Annotated in this window: 13 protein-coding genes; 3 read left to right on the top strand and 10 right to left on the bottom strand. The window is 60.2% G+C overall.

Annotated elements, in window-relative coordinates; all coding sequences use genetic code 11:
• The first annotated feature begins 26 nt into the window (after window positions 1-26).
• A complete protein-coding gene (gene ccoG / locus KI617_RS06540; protein WP_226451204.1) occupies window positions 27-1,430 on the top strand; it encodes a cytochrome c oxidase accessory protein CcoG in 1,404 nt (467 codons plus the stop codon).
• 74 nt (window positions 1,431-1,504) lie between these two features.
• On the opposite strand, the gene KI617_RS06535 is transcribed toward ccoG, so the two are convergent.
• Entirely contained in the window at window positions 1,505-2,179 is a 675-nt protein-coding gene (locus tag KI617_RS06535; RefSeq protein WP_226451203.1) for a PEP-CTERM sorting domain-containing protein, read from the bottom strand.
• A 450-nt stretch (window positions 2,180-2,629) separates the two neighbouring features.
• Here KI617_RS06535 and KI617_RS06530 point away from each other — a divergent pair, with 450 nt between their 5' ends.
• Together KI617_RS06530 and KI617_RS06525 are read left to right on the top strand one after the other, a co-directional pair.
• Entirely contained in the window at window positions 2,630-5,659 is a 3,030-nt protein-coding gene (locus tag KI617_RS06530; protein WP_226451202.1) for a transglycosylase domain-containing protein, read from the top strand.
• Window positions 5,660-5,893: 234 nt separating this feature from the next.
• Window positions 5,894-8,212 (top strand): acetate/propionate family kinase, encoded by a 2,319-nt coding sequence (locus KI617_RS06525; RefSeq protein ID WP_226451201.1) that lies wholly within the window; start codon window positions 5,894-5,896, stop codon window positions 8,210-8,212.
• A gap of 251 nt (window positions 8,213-8,463) precedes the next feature.
• On the opposite strand, the gene KI617_RS06520 is transcribed toward KI617_RS06525, so the two are convergent.
• The 9 genes from KI617_RS06520 to KI617_RS06480 all read right to left on the bottom strand — a co-directional run bounded on the left by KI617_RS06520 (window position 8,464) and on the right by KI617_RS06480 (window position 20,398).
• Entirely contained in the window at window positions 8,464-9,036 is a 573-nt protein-coding gene (locus KI617_RS06520; protein WP_226451200.1) for an AP2/ERF family transcription factor, read from the bottom strand.
• Window positions 9,026-9,976 carry a hypothetical protein gene (locus KI617_RS06515; protein ID WP_226451199.1) on the bottom strand — a complete coding sequence of 317 codons (951 nt, stop codon included), beginning with the start codon at window positions 9,974-9,976 and terminating at the stop codon, window positions 9,026-9,028. The genes KI617_RS06520 and KI617_RS06515 overlap by 11 nt, the downstream gene beginning before the upstream one ends.
• A 4-nt stretch (window positions 9,977-9,980) precedes the next feature.
• On the bottom strand, window positions 9,981-11,390 hold the full coding sequence (locus KI617_RS06510; RefSeq protein WP_226451198.1) for an HAD family hydrolase: 1,410 nt from the start codon (window positions 11,388-11,390) through the stop codon (window positions 9,981-9,983).
• Between the two features lie 2 nt (window positions 11,391-11,392).
• Window positions 11,393-14,164 (bottom strand): type VI secretion system Vgr family protein, encoded by a 2,772-nt coding sequence (locus KI617_RS06505; RefSeq protein ID WP_226451197.1) that lies wholly within the window; start codon window positions 14,162-14,164, stop codon window positions 11,393-11,395.
• A 289-nt stretch (window positions 14,165-14,453) separates the two neighbouring features.
• A complete protein-coding gene (locus KI617_RS06500) occupies window positions 14,454-14,843 on the bottom strand; it encodes a carboxymuconolactone decarboxylase family protein (protein WP_226451196.1) in 390 nt (129 codons plus the stop codon).
• Window positions 14,840-16,312, bottom strand: coding sequence for a bacteriohemerythrin (locus tag KI617_RS06495; RefSeq protein WP_226451195.1), 1,473 nt, complete (start codon window positions 16,310-16,312; stop codon window positions 14,840-14,842). The genes KI617_RS06500 and KI617_RS06495 overlap by 4 nt, the downstream gene beginning before the upstream one ends.
• A 2-nt stretch (window positions 16,313-16,314) precedes the next feature.
• Complete coding sequence (locus KI617_RS06490) at window positions 16,315-18,555, bottom strand: ATPase, T2SS/T4P/T4SS family (RefSeq protein ID WP_226451194.1); 2,241 nt, start codon at window positions 18,553-18,555, stop codon at window positions 16,315-16,317.
• Window positions 18,552-19,754 carry a sensor histidine kinase gene (locus KI617_RS06485; protein WP_226451193.1) on the bottom strand — a complete coding sequence of 401 codons (1,203 nt, stop codon included), beginning with the start codon at window positions 19,752-19,754 and terminating at the stop codon, window positions 18,552-18,554. The genes KI617_RS06490 and KI617_RS06485 overlap by 4 nt, the downstream gene beginning before the upstream one ends.
• Entirely contained in the window at window positions 19,751-20,398 is a 648-nt protein-coding gene (locus KI617_RS06480; RefSeq protein ID WP_226451192.1) for a GTP-binding protein, read from the bottom strand. The genes KI617_RS06485 and KI617_RS06480 overlap by 4 nt, the downstream gene beginning before the upstream one ends.
• Window positions 20,399-20,401 lie beyond the last annotated feature (3 nt).

Genomic DNA, 20,401 nt, shown 5'->3' with positions numbered 1-20,401 from the left:
CCCGGGTGGTCATCGCCGGAATAGTCATGGCCAAGCAGCCCGCAAAGAAAATCTTTGAAATCAAGCCAGTCGTCGATCCGGACGCCAAGGTTTATCCGCGTTCGATCAGCGGACCTTACACGCGCTGGCGCTGGGCCTTTGTCTGGCTGACCCAGATCATTTTCTACGGCCTGTGCTGGCTGCCCTGGCATGGTCGTCAGGCGATCCTGTTCGACATAGACACCCGCAAGTTCTATTTCTTCGACCTGGTACTCTGGCCGCAGGACACGATCTATCTCGTGCTGCTGATGATTCTCGGGGCGTTCACCCTGTTCCTGTTTACCGCCGTCGCCGGGCGATTGTGGTGCGGCTATACCTGCCCGCAAACGGTTTATACGGAAATTTTCCTGTGGTTCGAAAAGCTGATCGAGGGCGAACGGCCGCAACGCATCAAGCTCGATGCCGCCCCGTGGTCGGCGCGCAAGCTGGCGCTCAAGAGCGCCAAACAGGCGACGTGGATCGTCTTTTCGCTGTGGACCGGGATCACCTTCGTCGGCTATTTCATGCCGATCCGCGACCTGGTCAATGACCTGATCACCCTCTCGCCCGGCGCCTGGTCGTCCTTCTGGGTGGTGTTTTACGCCTTCGCCACCTATGGCAATGCCGGCTTCCTGCGCGACCAGATGTGCCGCCAGATCTGCCCCTACGCCCGCTTCCAGTTCGTGATGTTCGACCCCGACACGCTGATCATCGCCTACGACACGGCGCGTGGCGATGCCCGCGGCCCGCGCGCCAAAGGGGCCGACCCCAAGGCCATGGGCCTGGGCGACTGCGTCGATTGCGGCATCTGCGTCCAGGTCTGCCCGACCGGCATCGACATCCGCAACGGCTTGCAGAACGAATGCATCGGCTGCGCCGCCTGTATCGACGCTTGCGATCAGGTCATGGACAAGATGAACTACCCGCGCGGATTGATCCGCTACTCGACCGAAAATGCCGTGACCATGCGTTATTCGACGCTGGAAATCATCAAACGGGCAGCCCGGCCGCGAGTCATCATCTACACGGCCATCCTGCTCGCGTTGACGGGGGCTACCGCCTGGTCGCTGGCTACCCGCGTCCCGCTCAAGGTCAATGTCCTGAAGGACCGCAACGTGCTGTCACGGGAAGCGGACGATGGCTCGATCGAGAACACTTATCGCCTGCAGATCATGAATACCGGTGACCAAACGCGGAAGTTCCGGATCAGCATTGCCGGGGTCGAAGGCGCCCGTCTGAACGGCGACAGCGAAATCACCGTCCCCGGGGGCGAGATCGGCAGCCAGACCGCCATTGTCAGCGCCGAGCCGGGCGCAACGAAATCCGGTGCGACGCCGATCAGTTTCAGCATTACCGATGTGGCCGACGAAAAAGTCTCGGTCACCGAAAGTTCGAAGTTCTGGATGCCCTGACAAACAGACGAAAGCCACACAAACAAAAATCCCGGCTTCAAACGCCGGGATTCTTGTTTTCGCAGTTCGCCAAATTAGCTGTTCGACTTGCGCCGCTGCCAGCCAGCAATTGCCAAGGCCACGCCCAGGAGCGCGAGTGACCCCGGTTCAGGAACACTGACCGGCGGTGCCGTGGTGATGGCACCAACCGCATCAATGTCGGCACCGACCGTTCTGCCATTACCCTGCTCTCCCTCGTCCGTGTCGTCAGTCAGACGCACGAACGAGAAAAAGTCAGATGTACCGTAACCGTAGAAATCAATATCAATTCCCGCGGTGGCCCCTGCAACTTTGCCAACGTTAAACCAAGTGGAACCATCCTTACTGATCTCGACAAAGGTATCCTCGACATCCGGCCCGACCTCGAATATCCAAAGATCCAGCGCAGAACTACCGCTGCCGGTCAGCGAATTATCGGTAAATCGGAGCGTAATTCTGCCGCCATCACCGAGCGTAACGAAGCTCGTGCCATCACTACCGGTTGGGATACCGAGCGCCTGCGACGAGTCTCGAGCGCTCGCCTCGGGGCCTAAGGCACCGCCAAACGTTGGCTCATAGGACACGACAGCATCGGCAAATGACGATGCGCCACCGGGAAAATCTACGTTGCCGAAAATTTCTGCATGAGCGGAAACGCTGGCAAACAACCCGATCGCTGCGATCATGCAATTCACTACGCTTAGCGATTTGTTGAATTTCTTTGCAAACATGATCTTTCTCCATCTGTATAGCACCGTCAAAGACCAAGCAAGATAAGCACCTGAATTCACAACACAATGATTTTCATTGGCTTTATTTATTAGCAACAAAGCCATGGCCGAAAACCGTAAAAAATATCGACACTGCATAGCAGTTAGCGATATCAAAACATCCGGGCAAGTACTCTTATTCAGTCCATGAAAAAAGCTTCATCACCCGCCTCCCTTGGTCTCAAAAATAGACACAGCAGGGACTGATTTGACGGACGTTCAGCATATTCAAATTAAAATACATGCTCACCGGAAGCCGACCAAAATGGTCGCTTTCAACGGTCCTCTTTTCATGCAGAATGCCTAACATCGCTTCCCTCTTCACGGTGTCTGAAATTTACAAAATAGCCCAAGGCACCCGCACCGTGAAGCATTCCCATCCATTATTCACAGAAGTCCCGACCCCGACTCATGTCCAGCCTTACCCCTCAAACCGGCGCCCAGCCACGGCGCTGGAAGCTTTATCTTTCCCTTGGCATTCTGGTTCTGGGCGGCGCGGCAGGTGCCGTCGGCTGGATCGAAATGCAGGAATCGAATTTCCAGGCCCGCTACTTCAACGAGCTGGCGAAAACCTCCACGTGGACCGTTGAGCCCGGCGCCAACAAGGACATCTGGTTTCCTTACGCCGGGCCTTACGAGCAGCGCCTGGGCTATGCGCAACTGAATACTTTCCTGCCGCGCCTGACTAATTCCGGTTTCGCCATTGACGCGCAGGCCCGCCAATCCCGGGGGTTTCGCGACATTGTCGCGCTTGGGCATTTCCCCATTTATCGGGAAAAATCGCGTGCCGGACTGCGTATCCTCGATCGCCACGACCAGCCACTCTACGACAGCCAGTACCCGCGCCTGCAGTACGCCGATTTCGAAGCCATTCCGCCAGTGCTGGTCGAGGCGCTGTTGTTCATCGAGAACCGCGACCTGCTCGACCCGGCCACCCCGAAGCGCAATCCGGCCGTCGACTGGGGCCGGCTAGCCCGGGTCGCCGCGGGGCAAGCCTTGCGTAGCGCCAACCTCGGCAGCGGCGGGCGCGCCGGGGGCAGCACGCTGGCAACGCAGATCGAAAAATTCCGCCATTCCCCCGGCGGCCGCACGCATGACACCGACGACAAATATCACCAGATGATGTCGGCCGCCCTGCGCGCCTATCAGGACGGCGAGGAAAACATGCCGGCCCGCCGCCGCATCGTGCTCGATTTCATCAATTCCGTACCGCTCGGCGGCATCCCGGGCTACGGCGAGGTCAATGGCCTGGGCGATGGCCTGTGGGCCTGGTATGGGCAGGAATTCGCCGCTATCAATCAGTTGCTGGCCGATCCCAAGGCCGATCTAACCGCGCGGGCAACCGCCTTCAAGCAGGCGCTCTCGCTGTTCGTTGCCCAGCGCCGGCCGTCCGGCCTGCTCGGCGATACCACGGGCCGCCTCAATGCCCTGACCGACAGCTATATCCGCCTGCTGGCCGAAGACCAGCTGATCCCGGCCGACCTGCGCGAGGCCGCCCTCAGGGTGCAGATCAGCCCGCTCCGCCACGCCCTGCCCGGCGAGGAGGTGTCTTTCGTCGAGCGCAAAGCGGTCAACGACATCCGCGGCACGCTCGGCGACCTCCTGGATATCGAAAATCTCTACGCCCTCGACCACTACGACATGGAAGCGCACAGCACGCTGGACGGCCCCAGCCAGCAAGCGGTGACGCGCATCCTGAACCGCATGGCCGACCCGGCCTTCCTCGCCTGCGCCGGCTTCAAGGAAGCACGCCTGCTCGCCAAGGGCGACCCGAAACTGGTCAATTACAGCCTCACCCTCTACGAGCGCACCCCGACGGCCAACGTGCTGCGTATCCAGGCCGACAACCTCAACCAGCCGCTCGACATCAACGCCGGCACCAAGCTCGATCTCGGCTCCAGCGCCAAGTTCCGGACCCTGGTTTCCTACCTGCTGGTCGTCGCCGACCTGCACAAGCGCTATGCCCAGCTGCCACAGGAAGAACTGGCCAAGCTGCCACGCCACCCGGCCGACCGCCTGAGCAACTGGGCCATCGACAGCTTGCGCGCCAAGCCGGAAATGCCCCTGGAGGATCTGCTCGAAGCCGCCATGGAGCGCCGTTATTCGGCCAGCCCCGGCGAGACTTTCTTTACCGGCGGCGGCATCCACCGCTTCAGCAATTTCAAGCACGAAGACGACGGCCAGACGCCAACGGTCGCTGGCGCCCTTGAACAGTCGGTCAATCTGGTTTTTGTCCGGATCATGCACGATGTCGCCCACTATCACGCCTACGAAGCGGTCGACGCCCCGGCCCGCGGCCTGCGCGACAAGGATGACGAAGAAACCCGCCAGAATTTCCTCAACCGTTTTGCCGAACGCGAAGGCCTCGGCTTCCTGCGCACCTACTGGCACAAGTACCGCGATGTGACGCCGGAAGACCGGCTGGAAGTACTCAGCGACTCGGTTCCCTCCCGGCCCGTGCCACAGGCTGCCGCCTACCTCAGCGTGCTGCCGAAGAGCGATTTCGCCAGCTTCGAGGCCTTCATGCGCAAGCAGCTCGGCGACAAGGCCGGCACCGACGCCGGCCTGCGCCGCCTGTTCGATACCCACGCCACTCGCCAGTACAACCTGGCCGACCAGGGCTATCTGGCCCGGGTTCATCCGCTGGAATTGTGGCTGGTCCGCCATCTGCAGGACCAGCCGAAAGCGACACTGAAAGACATCGTCCCCGCCAGCGTCGAGGCCCGCCGCGATGCCTCGAAGTGGCTATTCTCCACACGTTTCAAGCATGCCCAGCAGGTGCGCATCGACATCGTCGTCGAAGTTGCCGCCTTCGAGCGCATCGCCGAGGAGTGGCGACGTTTGGGCTACCCCTTCGAGCATCTGGTGCCCTCGCTGGCCACCTCGATCGGCAGTTCGGCCGATCGCCCGGCAGCGCTGGCCGAACTGATGGGCATCGTAGTCAATGACGGCATCCGCCGCCCGACAGTGCGCATTGATGCGCTTCAGTTCGCTGCCAACACCCCTTTCGAGACTCGCCTCAAGCGCCAGCCCGAAGCCGGCGAACGAGTCATGCCGGCCGAGGTCGCCCAAGTCACCCGGCGCGCCCTGCTGCGGGTGGTCAATAGCGGCACCGCTCGACGCATCAAGGACACCTACCGCGACGAAGAGGAAAAGCCCTTGGCCGTGGGTGGCAAGACCGGCACCGGCGATCACCGCTCCAAGGTGATCGGCGCCGACGGCGGGGTGCGCAGCGCCAAGGTAATGAATCGTGCCGCCACCTTTGCCTTTTACATCGGAGACCGCTTCTACGGGGTCGTTACCGCCTTCGTGCCAGGGTCAAAAGCGGCCAATTACGACTTCACCTCGGCGCTGGCGGTACAGATCCTCAAGGAAATGGAGCCGGCCCTACGGCCTTTGGTCGCCGATCGCCCTGCGGCGGAAGGTAAATGCAAGGGTTGAGGGGAAATTGTCATTCCCGCGCAGGCGGGAATCCATAAAAGTATCTCGCCGCTGCGGATTGAGAGAGAGCCCCTGGATTCCCGCCTCGCCCGCCGCGAAGCGGAGTCCCGGGTGTGTCGAGGCCGCAGGGAATGGCGAAGAGCGCCCGCTCTCCGTGAAAACCACACTTTGCTGCGGCGCAACAAAATGGTAGTCTTTGGCGCATAAAATAACGCGATCCAAGCGAGAAACAGCATGAGTGAAATCGATCTGAAACGCTTCTTCCTGGAACAGGTGCGCCTGTTCGAGAACTTCCCGGCCGACAAGGTCGAGGAAATCGTCATCAAGTCCCGACTGGCCACTTACGAGGGCAACGAAGCCATCCTCGAAACCGGCGACGAAGGCCGTTTCATCGGCGTCATGATCAGCGGCCACGCCGAGATTTCGATGACCGACAACACCGGCACCCGCGCCGTGATCACCCAACTGGGGGTCGGCGACGTCTTCGGCGTCATGTCCTTGCTCACCGGTGATCGCATCGTGGCCGACGTCATTGCCGGCAACCGCTGCTTCGTGCTGATGATTCCGCAGGACGTCTTCAATACCCACATCCTGACCAACCCCAAGGCCGTCGGTTATCTTTCCCGACTGCTCGCCGACCGCACCCGCGCCATGTCGGTCGATCTGGTCACTGCCCAGGCCAACGCCATCACCCGCTCCAGCGACCCCTATGCGCTGTCGCTGACCACCAGCCAGCCAGGCAAGGTCGTCGTCCTCAATGTCGGCATCAGCCAGATTCATTTCGGCATCTACGATACCGAGGAAAGCGGCGCCGACGTCCATGGCATCATCGACCACGCCGACCAGCAGGTTACGCTGATCAGCGTCATGGTCGGCCCGCAGCAGAAGACGATGGAGCACGCGCCGTTCAAGCTTTCCGACCTGTTCAAGGTCATGCAGGAAGCCACGGCCCTGCTCGGCGAGGCTTTCACCTTCCATCCGGAAGATGTCACCGCCGTTGGCCACCGCGTCGTCCATGGCGGCAACAAGTTCTCCAGCTCGGTCGTCATCACTCCGGCCGTGATTGCTGAAATCGAAGAACTGGCCGTTTTTGCGCCCTTGCACAACCCGGTTAACGTGGCCGGCATCCGCGTTGCGATGAAGCAGTTCCCGAACGTGCCGCAGGTCGCCGTGTTCGATACCGCCTTCCATCAGACGCTGCCGCCCTACGCCTACCTCTACGGCCTGCCCTACGACCTCTACAAGCAGCACGGCATTCGCCGCTACGGCTTCCACGGCACCTCGCACCGCTACGTGTCGTTGAAGGCAGCCGAAGTGCTGAAGCGCCCGCTCGGCGAACTGGAAATCATTTCCTGCCATCTCGGTATCGGTGCCTCGCTGTGTGCCATCGATCACGGCCGTTCGGTCGACACGACGATGGGCATGACCCCCAGCGATGGCCTGATCATGCCCAGCCGCTCGGGCAGCATCGACCCGGCCGTAATGATCCATCTGATGGACCAGCACAAGATGTCACCGGAGCAGTTGTCCACGCTGATCAACAGCGAGAGCGGCCTGAAGGGCATCTCGGGCATTTCCAGCGACATTCACGATATCGAGGCAGCCGCCGCTGAGGGCCACCACCGCGCCCTGCTCGCCCACAAGGCCTACTGCTATCAGGTGCGCAAGAACGTTGGCGCCTACGTCGCGGCGATGGGTGGCATCGACGTCCTCGCCTTCACCGGCGATGTCGGTGAAACCAGTGCCGCCGTGCGCAGCCTGGCCTGCCAGGGCCTCGAATTCATGGGCATCAAGCTCGACGAGGAAAAGAACCGTAATCTCGGCCGCATCGATGGCTACGCGATCATCTCGGCCGACGACTCGCCGGTCACCATCCTGGTCGTTGCCAACGACGACGAGCGCCTGGTCGCCTGGGAAACGCTGCGCGCCATCGAGCGCAACGCCCTGCTGGTCGCCGCCAATGCCGAAGATGCACCGATTCCTGTGGAAATCTCGGCCCACCACGTGCACCTGTCGCAAGGCGATGTCGAAAAGCTGTTCGGCCCCGGCCACCAGCTGACGCCGATGCACGAACTGTCGCAGCCCGGCCAGTTTGCCTGCGAGGAACAAGTCCATCTGGTCGGCCCCAAGGGCCGGATCGCCAAGGTTCGTGTCCTCGGCCCGACCCGCAAGGAAACCCAGGTCGAAATCGCCATGACCGAGCAGTTCAAGCTCGGCGTCCAGCCGCCGATCCGCCAGTCCGGCGACCTGACCGGCACGCCTGGCGTGACGCTGGAAGGCCCGTACGGCAGCACGGTGATTGAACGCGGCGTCATCTGCGCCCAGCGCCATATCCACATGACGCCGGAAGACGCCATGCGCTTCCATGTTCGTGACAACTACGTCGTCCGCGTCCGCATCGAAGGCGAGCGCCAGCTGATCTTCGGCGATGTCGTCGTCCGCGTGAATCCGGGCTTCCGCCTGGCCATGCATATCGACACCGACGAAGGCAATGCCGGCAATATCCAGACCGGCATGCTGGGTTATATCGAAGAGATCCAGAACCGGCACTGAGCCACAACGAGCCGGGCAAAAACAAGGGGATAACCGGAAGGTCATCCCCTTTTTCGTTTCGACTCACTGACAGGGAATGGTGAAGAGCTTCAATGCCCCCCAGACGATCCTTTGCAGCCTGATGATATCCCCGCAGTGAATGCCTCAAACGTGCCCAATACCGTCATTCCCAAAACAGAATGGAGAACGTCAGTCACCCGAACTTGAGCAATGATTTATCGATCTATCGTGTTTCGGATCGCCGGCGCCCTTTAGCCCGCGCCTAGCTGAAATGCTTCTGGCACATGAGGAGCGTGATATCCGTTGCACAAGGTCTCCATCTCTTGGCGCGCGGCAAAGGCCAGCATTTTTGCGCCTTCCTCACCATGCCTGGATATCGAGAAATAGCGGGCGCCGACCTTGATTCCCCGAGGCGGTCTGGCAACCCAATAATCGGCTGACCAGATCTGCCCCGAGCGCTTTTTGGTGCGTTGAGTTGTCCGCACGACGCCAGCGGCACCAGAGGTGTTGTTGGGCCGAATCTGCGAGACAAACTCTTGCTTGGTCAGTGGTTCCAGTCGGCGAGTTTGTTCATCGCGCCATGCTTGAGCTGCAATCAGGGCTGCCGCCTGACCGCCACAGAGGGCGAAGCCGAACCATTGGGTATATCCGACATGACGCCGCTCGATTTTTACGAGATAGCCCGGGGCACGACCTTTCAGGGCCATCAGGCGAATACCGTACATCGCGTGTGCCGGGTCAAAGCTTTCGTCTGGATTGATCATCGCCTGAATGCAAATGGTGGGGTCGGATTGCAGGGCTGTCTGCCAGAAATCAATCGACAAACTCGCCGCGCTTGAATTCGCGGTCGGGGAACATCGGTTGTTTCTTGGGTGGTTTGGGTACTGGCCAACCATTGGCCTTTGCCCATGCCTTGATGTCGGGAATGATGCCTGGGATTTCGCCGTTGGGACATTCGTGGAAACAGACCCAGGTATCGAATGCCTTGCCGATCACCGGCTTCGGCGGCACATCGAAACGGCCCCAGCCGGTGGTCTCATGAACGTAGGAAACGAGTTTCTTCGGCCGACGCCCCTTCTTGTTGGCTGGTTTTGTCTCATCATCCTCCCATTGGTAGGAGGTAATGTCGATATAAGGGTGCTCATCACTTTTAAGGTAGTAGCCCCATTCGCGGCAACCGAAATTGCCTTGGACAATATCGGCTTCGTAGCCCTTCTGGTATCGCCCTTTTGAGGTCGAACTGAGTCCCATATCCTCGTAACTGCAGATGGCCGGCGCAAAGACTAAATCGTCATCGCTTCGGCCGGTGTACCAATAGCCGAGCAAAAACCACCAATCATTTTTCGTTGAACCGGCGGCAAGCACGATGCTGTATATGTGATTCAGATGCCCAGCCAGTCCTTTGGGGCCGGTATGCAGCGTTTTGATATTGCCGGACTCGTCGAATTCGATCACGAGTTTGGCAAGGGGTTTGGTTCCAAGATCGGCGTACTCATTTCGACGCACATTGGCAACTTCGCTGTAGGGAAAGATGCCTTCGTAGGTAGCCAATCCACCGACCTTTGCCGCTTGAAGACTCTCTTGCCAGTCCTTGATTCCCCATTTCATATGTTGAGCAGTATCGATATTGATGAAGTATCTAAACTCCCAGGGACGCTCGATCCACCTCTGACTGACGGGAAGTTGGTCTTCCGCATGAAGCTCCGATGCGGTCACAAGCGCTACGCCACAGCCAATCAAAGACAGCACTTTCCTAATCTGCATTTCTCTACTTCCTGATCTTGGGTTCACGCACGGTGATGTGCAGATGATGGGCGTGAAGCTTCTCGTTGGCGTCACGCTGCTCATTGGGTTTGGCGGCAATCTGATCCTGCGTGTTGGCGTCCATGAACCAGGGATCGAAGATTTGGCTGACGCACTTGCACTTTGAAAGGCTGGCCCGGTAGCCCTTCACCTTCGCGGGTTCGTTCTTGTCGCGTTCTTTGTTCCAGGCTTCGTTGGTTTCCCTCTTGGCCTTCTGCGCCTTATTGGCATTTTCTGTTGCTTCTTCAAGCGCTTTAGCCAGTGCCGCTTCCTTGAGCGGATCGACCTTGCCAGGATTGGTTTTCTTGAGGCCATCCAGCTCCGTCTGCTGTTTCTCAAGCGCCTTCCGTTTGGCTATAGCCTCGTCTGCCTCCTTGTCCGCCTTCTCCTTCTCGGCAAAGAGTCGTTTCTCTTCGTCACTCACGTTATCGTCAGCGGCCTTAGTCGGCTTCTTGCCTCGCAGTTCCTCACGGTTGAGTTGTGCGTTGTCGAGGTAGTTTACGTCAAGACCAAGTCCCGCACGATGGGCGATAGACCCGATCATGGGGCGCCAAGTCGAGGTGAGTTTGAGGGTCTCGATTCCCGCCTCCTGCGCCGCTTCGAGCAGCGCCACAAATCCTTCCGGATGCACCCGAGGCAGCACATCTTTGTACAAGTCGGTGGCGGCCTGAATGTTGGCGCTGACGTTGCTCATCGATTCCGATTTATTCGGATCGATGACGATGGTTTGAGTCCCGTTGCTGCCTTGCTTTGGCACAGTCACGCTTAACTTGGGCGATGCGTCGGAAAGGCTGCCATCGTAAAACTTCAATACGGCTGCCTTGATCTCCGCCCCTGTCGTCGGTGGAATCCTGGCTTTGGCCTCGTCAATGCTGTATTTGTGCGTAACCTTGAGCCAGATATCGCCGGTTAGCGATGCGGTGTAGTACTGCGTTGTTACCGTTGTCCCGTTTTTATCGGGTTCGCTGATCCTGGTTTCTTTCAACGTCGGCGCATCCTTGTCGGCATGCTCGCCTGTCTTTTCGGTAATCGTCACCTCCAGCGGGCCATTGCCAACGCTAACCGCGTAGACCGGCTCCTTGCGAAAATCCGGACTGGCATCGCTATTGAGGTAAAGCTTCACTTCTTTGCCGCTCTCGGCGTAGAACTCGATCTTGCCATTTTTGCATGCTACCCCGAAGGCGCGATCTTTGAACGCCGCGTCGACGGCGCCGCCGATGGCAACCGCGTAGGGCATGTTCAAATCGGGTTTGGAGGCAATTACAAAGCGGTAAGTGATTTTGTGCTTTTGCGCGCACTTGGCGTCGACGCAAGTGCCAGGCGTTGCATTCGTCGTCGCGCTCGCTGCAGGTTTGGTGTTTTGCGTGTTGGCCATGATTAGCATTCCATTTCCGGAGAATCATCGGGCCACGCCGTTACTTCCGTGGTATTTGTCCAGTAAAGCTTGATGCTCTGGGGATCGGTCGTTGGGATACGGAAGGTTCTGCCTTGATCGTCCGTTACTCCTTCGAAGACATCGCCTTGCACTGTTTCTATGCGGTACGGTTGGTTGGCGAGCGTCATGCTGGAAACCTTGTCGACCGCCCGAAACTGCTCGTCGTACATCTTCACCCTCGAATCCGGCAACGCCTCACTCTGAGCCGGACTAGACCCCGGTCCCAAGAAAGCACACCCACTCCCCTTGACCGAGAAATTCCCCGGGCAAGCAAAGGTGATATTGCCGCCTTCGAGGGTGACGGAGGACTGCCCAGCCTGAAGGACGATCTTGTCCTTGGCCAGGATGTGGATTTCGTCGTTGCTGCTGGTGATGGTCAGCGACTGATCGGCCAGGATTTCCATCTGGTCGGTGTTCGCCTGAATGGTATGGGTGCCGGCCTGGGCGATGCTCTTGATACCACCGGCGTGGCTGAACCAGCTGGCACCGTGGCCGGCGGCCGTCGATACGGTATGCGCACTGGCGATATGCAGATCCTGCTGCACCGTGGCATGCAGGTTGGCGCCGGCGAAGAGGAGTGTACTGGCTGGGCTGGCGAGGCCGATGTCACCCGGTGCTTCTGCCAGGATGAAGGGCTCGGCGAAGCGTTCGGTCAGATCGCCCAGCTCGCGGCTGCCGGGTTGTGCCTTCTGGGCGGCCTGACCGCCGATGTTGCCGGAGAATTTTCCCTGCTGCTGTGGATCAATGGCTGTAATGAACTGGCTTTGGGCGGCATTCGCTTTTAGGGGCAAGGCCTGTTGCTGGCTTGCGGCATCGGACAGGGCTTTGGCGGTTTCCTGGGCGGCTTTCAGCTGTGCCACCGTCTCCGCCACATCCATCTGAGTGCTTTGCGCATTCGGGCGAGCCGTCGCTGAAATCAGGATGCCTTCCCCGGCTCGTACGGCTAGCCAGCCATCGGTTCTCAGTTCAAAGCCGCTGCCGCGCCAGGCGCCCCGGCTGGCGCTTTCCGGAGCTTGATGCACCAGATGCCCCAAGCCCAACTGTCCGGCATTCTCGCTGGTCGCCAGACGGGTGCGTAGCTGCCCTGGCGCATCATCGACCACCCACTGGTTATGGCCTGCATCGTGGTTGTGGCTCATCCAGCCCGACAACACCCCGGGGTGATTGGCACTCGCCTCATGGCCAGCCGAGAAGGGAGGCAGGTCTGCCCCGTTATAGCTCTGGCCGACGATGACCGGGCGGTCGATATCGCCATCGAGGAAATCGACCAATACTTCGTTGCCGATGCGCGGCAGGAAGTGACTGCCCCAGTTCGGCCCCGACAGCCATTCGGCGACCCGAACCCAGGTGCCGGATTGGTCGTTGCCCGGGGCGTTGCCGGATTTGCCGGCGGTGCGCCCGCTCGGGCCGGTTTCGGCGAGACCGCCGGTGTTGGGGGCTTCGCCCCGTTGCCAGGGAAACTGGATCTTGATCCGGTGATCGCGTTCGGTGGTGATGACCTGATCGGGTAGGCCGACGACCAGGGCGGTTTGCGGCCGGGCCGCCGGCTTGGCCAGCGAGGCCGAGACAACCGGGGCTGAGGCTGGCTGGGCATGCAGCGTATTGCGATAGCTGCCGGCTTCGACGTCGGTACTGCCCAGCAACTCGGCGGCACTGGCTCCCAGATTGTTGGCACCGTGATGATCAACTGATCGCACCTTGAATTGTGCGTCATCACCGACATAGGCGTCATGCTGGGTCAGCGTGAAGATGGTGCCTTCAGCCATCTGGCGGACGGTGCTCTCGCCAGTAAAGCGCCGATAGCGGGCTTCGACGGCAGCGAGGGCCAGATCGGTCCGCAATTGAGCGGCGGCACTGTCTTCAAACCGGTAGGGGCGGGAGGCGTCGTGGATTTCCAGACGGGGGAGTTCGCCGTTGTCGAGGCCGCTCTGGGCCTGGGCGCCGGTCGCAACCAGGGTCTTGTAATCCCAGCCGGCGAAAGAGACGGCGTTGGGGAGGACGGCGCGGGTTTCATGCCATTGTTGCAGGGTGTCGGCGTATTCGGTGGCGTTGTTGCGGTGGAAACGGATACTGGGCTGGGCGCCATCGGGGAGTTCCGCCTCCCGGTCGAAGATGATTAGCTGGTGACGGGCATGGCTGGCCTCATCCCCGGCGGATGCCGATTGGTCGTGTTCGAAACGGAAGGAGAGGCCTTCTTCAGAAAGCAAACGACGGACGAACTCGAAATCAGATTCTCTGTACTGGGTTGCGACGCTATAGGTGCGCAGCGGCTGGGTGACTTGATTCGACCAATGGGCTTCCGGGTAGTCGGCCAGGATCTGGCTGATGATGTCGATGACCGTCTTGTCCTGAAACAGGTAGCAATCCCGGCGCTGGGCGAGGAAGGCGAGGAAAGGTTCCATGATCAGGCGGTAACGGGCCAGCCCGCCATCAGCACCGAGTTGCATGGCCTGCGTGACGTAGCCATGCCACGAACGCTTGCTGCCATCGGCTTGCAACAGGCGCAGGGTGATTTCTTCACCGATCAGTGGCTTGAGATCGAAGTGGGCGTTGGTCGAGACGCAGTCGATTTCGAAGCGGAAGGATTCAGAGATGGCTTCGTGACCGTTGAAGCGCTCGACGATCAGCGCGGCATCGGGCAGGGCGGTCTTGAGTTCGAGCAGGCGGGCATGCTGGGTGAACAGGGTGTCGAGGAGGGAGGAGATGACTGACATCTGGCGCACCGAATATGCCTAAGGGATGGAGATTTTAGTATGACGATGGCAATCCGGCAAACTATTTGGCATTGGTGAAACAGGCAGGACCAGGATCAAGACTTTAGGTGGACACCGGTTTGGGCGAGTGCCGGTTGTTTGTGTGGCTGCGGACGTTCGTTTTTGGGGCTTTATTGGCGACTGGATGGCTGGTTGTGGCCGCCTGCCGCCCCTCCCCTGCTACCTTCCAGCGCAGCTGATATTTTCCCTCTTTAAGACCGCCGCAACTTTCGCTGCCAGCCCAAGGAACTCAGCCTTCAACGACCCCCATCTCCTTCAGCACCTCGTGCGCGGAGCGGAAGGCGTCGATGGCCAGCGGGAAGCCGCAGTAGACGGCGGCATGGAGTAGCGTTTCCTGGATTTCCTGCATCGTCGCGCCGTTGTTGATGGCGCCGCGGACGTGGCCTTTGATTTCAGTAGCGCGACCGAGGGCGGTCAGCATCGAGAGGGTGAGCAGGCTGCGGGTTTTCAGGTCCAGCCCTTCACGGCACCAGGTCGTGCCCCAAGCGTTGCGGGTGACGAATTCCTGCAACGGCGCGGTAAAGGCGTCGACATTGGCGAAAGCCTTGTCGACGAAGGCCTCGCCCATCACCCGTTGGCGCATCAGCAGGCCTTGCTCGAATTGTTCGTCGCGATTCATTTGGTCTCTCCGGAAAGTGCGCCGGATTCGTCGCTTACGCCCGACGCGTGGTACGCCACCGGTAGCCACAGGCGGAAGCAGGTACCCTTGCCGGGGGTGCTGGTGACATCCAGACGCCCGCCATGTTTCTTGACGATGATGTCGTAGGAAATCGACAAGCCAAGCCCGGTGCCTTTCCCGACCGGCTTGGTCGTGAAGAAGGGCTCGAAAATCCGGTGGCGAACTTCTTCGCTCATCCCCAGCCCGCTATCCTCGACCTCGAACCAGACATGCGAGTTCTCCAGTCCCGAACGCACGGTAATCGTGCCCTGTTGCGGGATGGCTTGTGCCGCATTGACCAGCAGGTTCATGAAGACCTGGTTGATCTGGGCCGGAATGCAATCGACCAGCGGAATATCACCCAGTTCGCGGGTAACCACTGCCTTGTATTTCAGCTCATTCCAGACAACGTTCAGGGTACTTTCCATCGCCGCGTTGAGATCGGCGGGCTCATGCCCGGCATGATCGACGTGGGAGAAATCCTTGAGGTCCTGAACGATCTTGGTGACGCGGCTCAGTCCTTCCTGTGATTCGGCCAGGAGCGAGGGCACATCTTCGCGCAGGAATTCGAGGTCGGCGGCCTTTCGCGTCGCCGCGATCACCGCCGCGTCACCCCCCTCGTAGGCTTCGAGGACTTCGAGCAGACGCCCGACATAGGTTTTCAGGGTACCGAGATTGGAATTGACGAAGCCGACCGGATTGTTGATTTCGTGGGCAACCCCGGCCGCAAGCTGGCCGATGGCAGCCATTTTTTCGGATTGCAGCAATTGTTGCTGGGCCTCTTCGACCTTGCTCAACAAACCGGTCAGCTCGGCCTGTTCGTTGGCCAGCCGCTGGTTGGCTTCGGCCAGCGCATTGGTTCGCTCTTCGACCCCTTGCTCCAGCCTGACATTGGCTTCGTTAAGATTCCGGTTCTGCTCGGAGACGAGAGAATAAAGCCGCCCCAGCGCCTCAAGAAGAACCACGGTGCCGTTGTCCGCTGATTTCTTCTCGGCATCGAAGGACTCGGCGGCGGTTCGCCCCTGCTTGATGGCAAGCATCTGGCGGGCCATGACCTGGTCTTCACCCAGGATATGCACGGTCAGCCAGGCGGCGAGGAAGCCATGCAGGGTTTCGGCCGGCTTGGCCATCGCCGCACGCGATCGCCATAGCGCCTGGACCTGATCGATGAATTGATGGTGATGGGCGACATGCCGTTCGCTATGGCGCGGGTCGAGCCCCAGGTCGTGCATCAACTGCTCTTCATCATGGAAATGGTGCTGGGCATATTTGGCCAGCTGATGAAAGAGTGCCTCCAGCCTTTCCTCGGAAATATCATGCCCGGACAGGGCATCCCCCAGCTCGTTGATGATCTCGACCAACTGCCGATGCTGGGTATCGACCAGCTGGATACCCGTTTCGAAATGGGCATCCCAGATGAATGTTTGCATGTTCAGTTTTCCCCGGCCATCGGGCCAAGCACCCGGAGGACTTCCTCCAGGCTGGTCGCACCTTCGACGACCCGCTCTGCCGCGTGGTAGGCAATGCTGCGCAGACCTTTCTGGCGCACCATGCGACTGATTTCCAGCACGCTGGCGCCGCTGCCGATACGATCACGCAGATCGTCATCCAGCGTCAGGATTTCATAGATGCCGACCCGCCCCTTGTAGCCGCTGCCATGGCAGCTAGTGCAGCCACGCCCCCGGCTGACTTCCCCGATCTGACTGAAAACGCTGCCCAGCCGGGCAAGAACAGCCGGATCGGCGGCGACGGTTTCGCAACAATCGGGGCAGACATGGCGGACCAGGCGCTGGGCGATGATGCCTTCCAGCGCCGTGGCGACGACATAGGGTTTGAGGCCGAGGTCGAACAGGCGAGCGATGGTGGCGACGGCTGAATTGGTGTGCAGCGTCGAGTACACCAGATGGCCGGTCAGTGCCGCGTGAAAAGCCACTTCCGCCGTCTCGAAGTCACGAATTTCACCGAGCAGCACGACATCGGGGTCCTGGCGAAGCAAGGCGCGCAGCACGGCCGGGAAGGTCAGGCCGATTTTCTCGCGAACCAGCACCTGCCCGGCCATGTCAAGGTAGTACTCGACGGGATCTTCGATGGTCACGTAGTTCTTGTCGGGCGTCGCATCGTGCTGGAGCAGCGAATACAGTGTCGTGGTCTTGCCGCTGCCGGTCGGGCCGGTCGCCAGGATGATGCCCTGCGGCTTGGCCACCATGTTGGTGACCCGTGGCAGATCAATCGGCGAGAAGCCGAGTTTGTCGAGCGAGTGCACCGTCGAGTTGCGGTCGAGAATCCGCATCACCACCTTTTCGCCGTTGATGGTCGGCAGGGTTGAAATTCGCAGGTCGACCATGCGCATCGGCGTCTTGACCGTGATGCGCCCATCCTGCGGCCGACGGCGCTCGGAAATGTCGAGCTCCGACATGATTTTCAGGCGCGACACCAGCGACTGATGCAGATGATGCGGGATGTTGATCTTGTCCGAGAGCACCCCGTCGATACGGTAGCGCACGACGACGCTCTTGGTGCGCGGCTGGATGTGGATGTCGGACGCCCCGAGGCGGATGGCTTCGAGAATGATCGCGTTGGCCAGGCGGATGGCCGGTGGCGAATCGGTGTCGCGCAGCAGGTCTTCAAGCTTGGCCGCATCGTCATCCTCGATGACGATTTCTATCCCCTCGTAGGGATCGACCGCACCAACCAGGGTTTCCAGCTCCTTGAAATCGACCTCGCCATTGCCGTAGAGCTCGTCAATTTTTTTGCGAATCGCTGCGGCATCGGCCGTCACCGCATTGATGTCGAGCCCGGCAGTGAAGCGCACCTCGTCGATCAACCCTTCATCCAGCGGATCGGCCATGGCCAGCATCAGCCGGCGGCCCTCCAGCTTGAGCGGCAAGACCAGCTGGCGCTGGCAGAAGCTGCGCGGAATGAGATCGGCCAGCACGGCATCGATCCGGAATTCCGGCAGTTGCACCTCCTCGATCATCATCTCGCGCTTGAGCAATTCGCGGATGCGGCGCTCCGGCACCCAGTCCTTCTCCAGCAAAAGCGCAATCAGCGGTTCCTTGCGCTTTTGCTGCAGCAAGGTCAGTTCCTGCAATTGGGCGGAAGTAAGCAGGCTCTGCTTGTGCAGCATGATCCCCAGGCGACTGCGGTGAGTGGCCGCCAGCCGGGAGAGGGCAGAAATTTCTTTCGACTTCTCGACGTTTTCCGCCTTCAGGCTGCGGTTGCGCGTGATCAGGTCGAATTGTTCGAGGGCAAGGGCGACGGTCACCCGCAGATCGTCGTCGTTCCACGGCTTGAGAATGAATTTATAGACCGCCCCCTCGTTGATCGCCCCCATCACCGCATCGGTATTGGCATGGCCGGTGAGCATGATGCGGATAGTGTCCGGCGAGCGTTTTTTGACCTCCTGAAGAAACTGGGCGCCGTTCATGCCGGGCATCATGAAATCGCTGATCACCAGATGCACCGGCCCCTGGGCCAGTTTATCCAGGCCCTCCTGGCCGCTCCAGGCGGTAATGACCTCGTAGTTCTCCTGGCGGAAAACGCGACTCAGCGCCTTGACAATGCTCGGCTCGTCATCGACAAAAAGCAGGCGGTAGCGCGGCGGCGTCAGATGCGTGGCCGGCGCCTGCGGTGCAGCCGTCTTGCCGGTAAAGAGCGAGGAATAGTCGGTCATTTCGGAGCCGGGAAGAAAAGGGAGACGGTCGTCCCGCCATCGGGTTGGCTATCGAGCGCAATCCGGCCGCTGTGGGCGAGCACGATATTGCGGGCGGTGGACAGGCCAATGCCGACCCCGGACCCCACCGGGCGGGTCGTGTAGAAGGGTTCGAAAACGTGCTCCAGCTGCGCCGCGGTCATGCCGATGCCGTTATCGTGGATGCGGATGGCGATCCCTTCCTCATTGGCTTCCGACGAAATCTTCACCTCGCCCGGGCGTTTGGCATCCTGGATAGCCTGCATGGCATTGCGGATGACGTTGAAGAAAAGCTGGTTGATATGCCCCGGCAGGCAGACGATTCTGGGCAGCGGCAAGAGTTCGAGGCGGAAATTGATGCCCGCCGGCTTCTGGGTTTCAGCCATGCTCACCGCCTGATGCAGGCACTCGTTGAGGTCGGTGAATTCCTGGGTGGCCCGGTCCACGTTCGAAAAACCCTTCAGGTCGGCCACGATGCGGGCGATTCTTTCCAGCCCGGAGGCGCTTTCCTTGAGCAGGTCCGCGCAGTCTTCAATGACGAAATCGAGATCCAGGGCCTGCCAGGCCTGCTCGGCAGTGCCGGGTTGCGCTTTCAGTTTGGCGATTTGGTCCAGATAGTTGCTGAAAGAGGAAAAATTGCTGCGAACGAAGCCCAGCGGATTGTTGATCTCATGCGCCATGCCCGCCGCCAGCTGGCCGACCGAGGCGAGTTTCTCGGCCTGGTAGAGCATCTGCTGGCGCTCTTCGAGCTGGGCGGTTTGTTTCTTGACCCGCTCTTCCAGTTCTTCCGACAGCGTCTTGTAACGGGTTTCAGACTCCATCAGGCGGGCATGTTCGCGGCGCAACGATTCGAAGTCTTCAGCCACCGCTTCGAGATGCAGGCTCGATGCCATCTTGAAGCGGACCTGCGAGCGCAGCAGGGCAAGCAGCAGATTGCTGGCCGCTTTCAGGGCCGGCGTGTCGGCCGAACTGCTGAGCAGATAAGCAACGGGTTCCAATTCGAGAATCAGCGGCTCCCGGCGGGCTTCAGGCGCGGGCAGCCCCCAGAAGACGGTGCCAGCCTCGTCGGTGATGGCCAGATCGCCACCGAGCAAGGCGGCCATGGCCGGCCCTATTTTTTCGACCAGCGGCGCATCGAGCAGCTCGCCCAGCCGCCATTCACGGTCGAAACCCTGGCTCACGGCTGTGGCCCCAGCGCGCCGGCGATGAAGGCTTCTTCATCCAGCCCGTGCCGGCTTGCCAGCTCGTATTCACTGTTGAAACGCTGGTAAACGCTGCGCAACAGGATGGCGAATGTCGACGCGATCCCCTGCCCGGTCAGCGCTACCGAGAAAACCAACGGCCAGGGCGCGGCTGACCAGCGATCACGAACCTCTGCCTCCGGCGTGGCATTGGGCAGGTCACACTTGTTGAACTGGACGACCAGCGGCAAGTGCTCGAAATCGATGCCGACCCGGGCGCAGTTTTCCGCCAGGCTCTGGAAGGATTCGCTGTTGTTGGTTTCCTGAGCGCGGTCGGCATCGGCCACGAAGACGACGCCATCGGCCCGCGACAACACCGCCTTGCGGGTGCCGTCATGGGCCACCTGGCCGGGCACGGTAAACAGGCGAAACTTGATCAGCAGGCCGGAGGGGGCACGAAAGCCGAGGGGCAGCAAATCGAAGAAAAGCGTCCGGTCATCCTTGGTTTCCATCGTCATGATCTCGCCCTTCATGGCCGGGGCGAGCAGGTCATGCAGACGCAGCAGATTGGTCGTCTTGCCGCTTTGCGCCGGCCCGTAATAAACGAGCTTGAAGGTCAGGAAATCAGGATTGCTGTCAGGCATTGG

Origin of the sequence: Ferribacterium limneticum, from assembly GCF_020510625.1 — a bacterium.
GTDB classification, from domain to species: Bacteria; Pseudomonadota; Gammaproteobacteria; order Burkholderiales; family Rhodocyclaceae; genus Azonexus; species Azonexus limneticus_A.
This window is presented reverse-complemented; position numbering and strand designations above follow the sequence as displayed.

Bases quoted from the DNA above. Each gene is read 5' to 3' on its own strand.
- KI617_RS06505 (WP_226451197.1), bottom strand. From the start codon at position 14,164: ATGTCAGTCATCTCCTCCCTCCTCGACACCCTGTTCACCCAGCATGCC.
- KI617_RS06480 (WP_226451192.1), bottom strand. From the start codon at position 20,398: ATGCCTGACAGCAATCCTGATTTCCTGACCTTCAAGCTCGTTTATTAC.
- KI617_RS06510 (WP_226451198.1), bottom strand. From the start codon at position 11,390: ATGGCCAACACGCAAAACACCAAACCTGCAGCGAGCGCGACGACGAAT.
- KI617_RS06515 (WP_226451199.1), bottom strand. From the start codon at position 9,976: ATGCAGATTAGGAAAGTGCTGTCTTTGATTGGCTGTGGCGTAGCGCTT.
- KI617_RS06500 (WP_226451196.1), bottom strand. From the start codon at position 14,843: ATGAATCGCGACGAACAATTCGAGCAAGGCCTGCTGATGCGCCAACGG.
- KI617_RS06495 (WP_226451195.1), bottom strand. From the start codon at position 16,312: ATGCAAACATTCATCTGGGATGCCCATTTCGAAACGGGTATCCAGCTG.
- KI617_RS06525 (WP_226451201.1), top strand. From the start codon at position 5,894: ATGAGTGAAATCGATCTGAAACGCTTCTTCCTGGAACAGGTGCGCCTG.
- KI617_RS06530 (WP_226451202.1), top strand. From the start codon at position 2,630: ATGTCCAGCCTTACCCCTCAAACCGGCGCCCAGCCACGGCGCTGGAAG.
- ccoG (WP_226451204.1), top strand. From the start codon at position 27: ATGGCCAAGCAGCCCGCAAAGAAAATCTTTGAAATCAAGCCAGTCGTC.
- KI617_RS06535 (WP_226451203.1), bottom strand. From the start codon at position 2,179: ATGTTTGCAAAGAAATTCAACAAATCGCTAAGCGTAGTGAATTGCATG.
- KI617_RS06490 (WP_226451194.1), bottom strand. From the start codon at position 18,555: ATGACCGACTATTCCTCGCTCTTTACCGGCAAGACGGCTGCACCGCAG.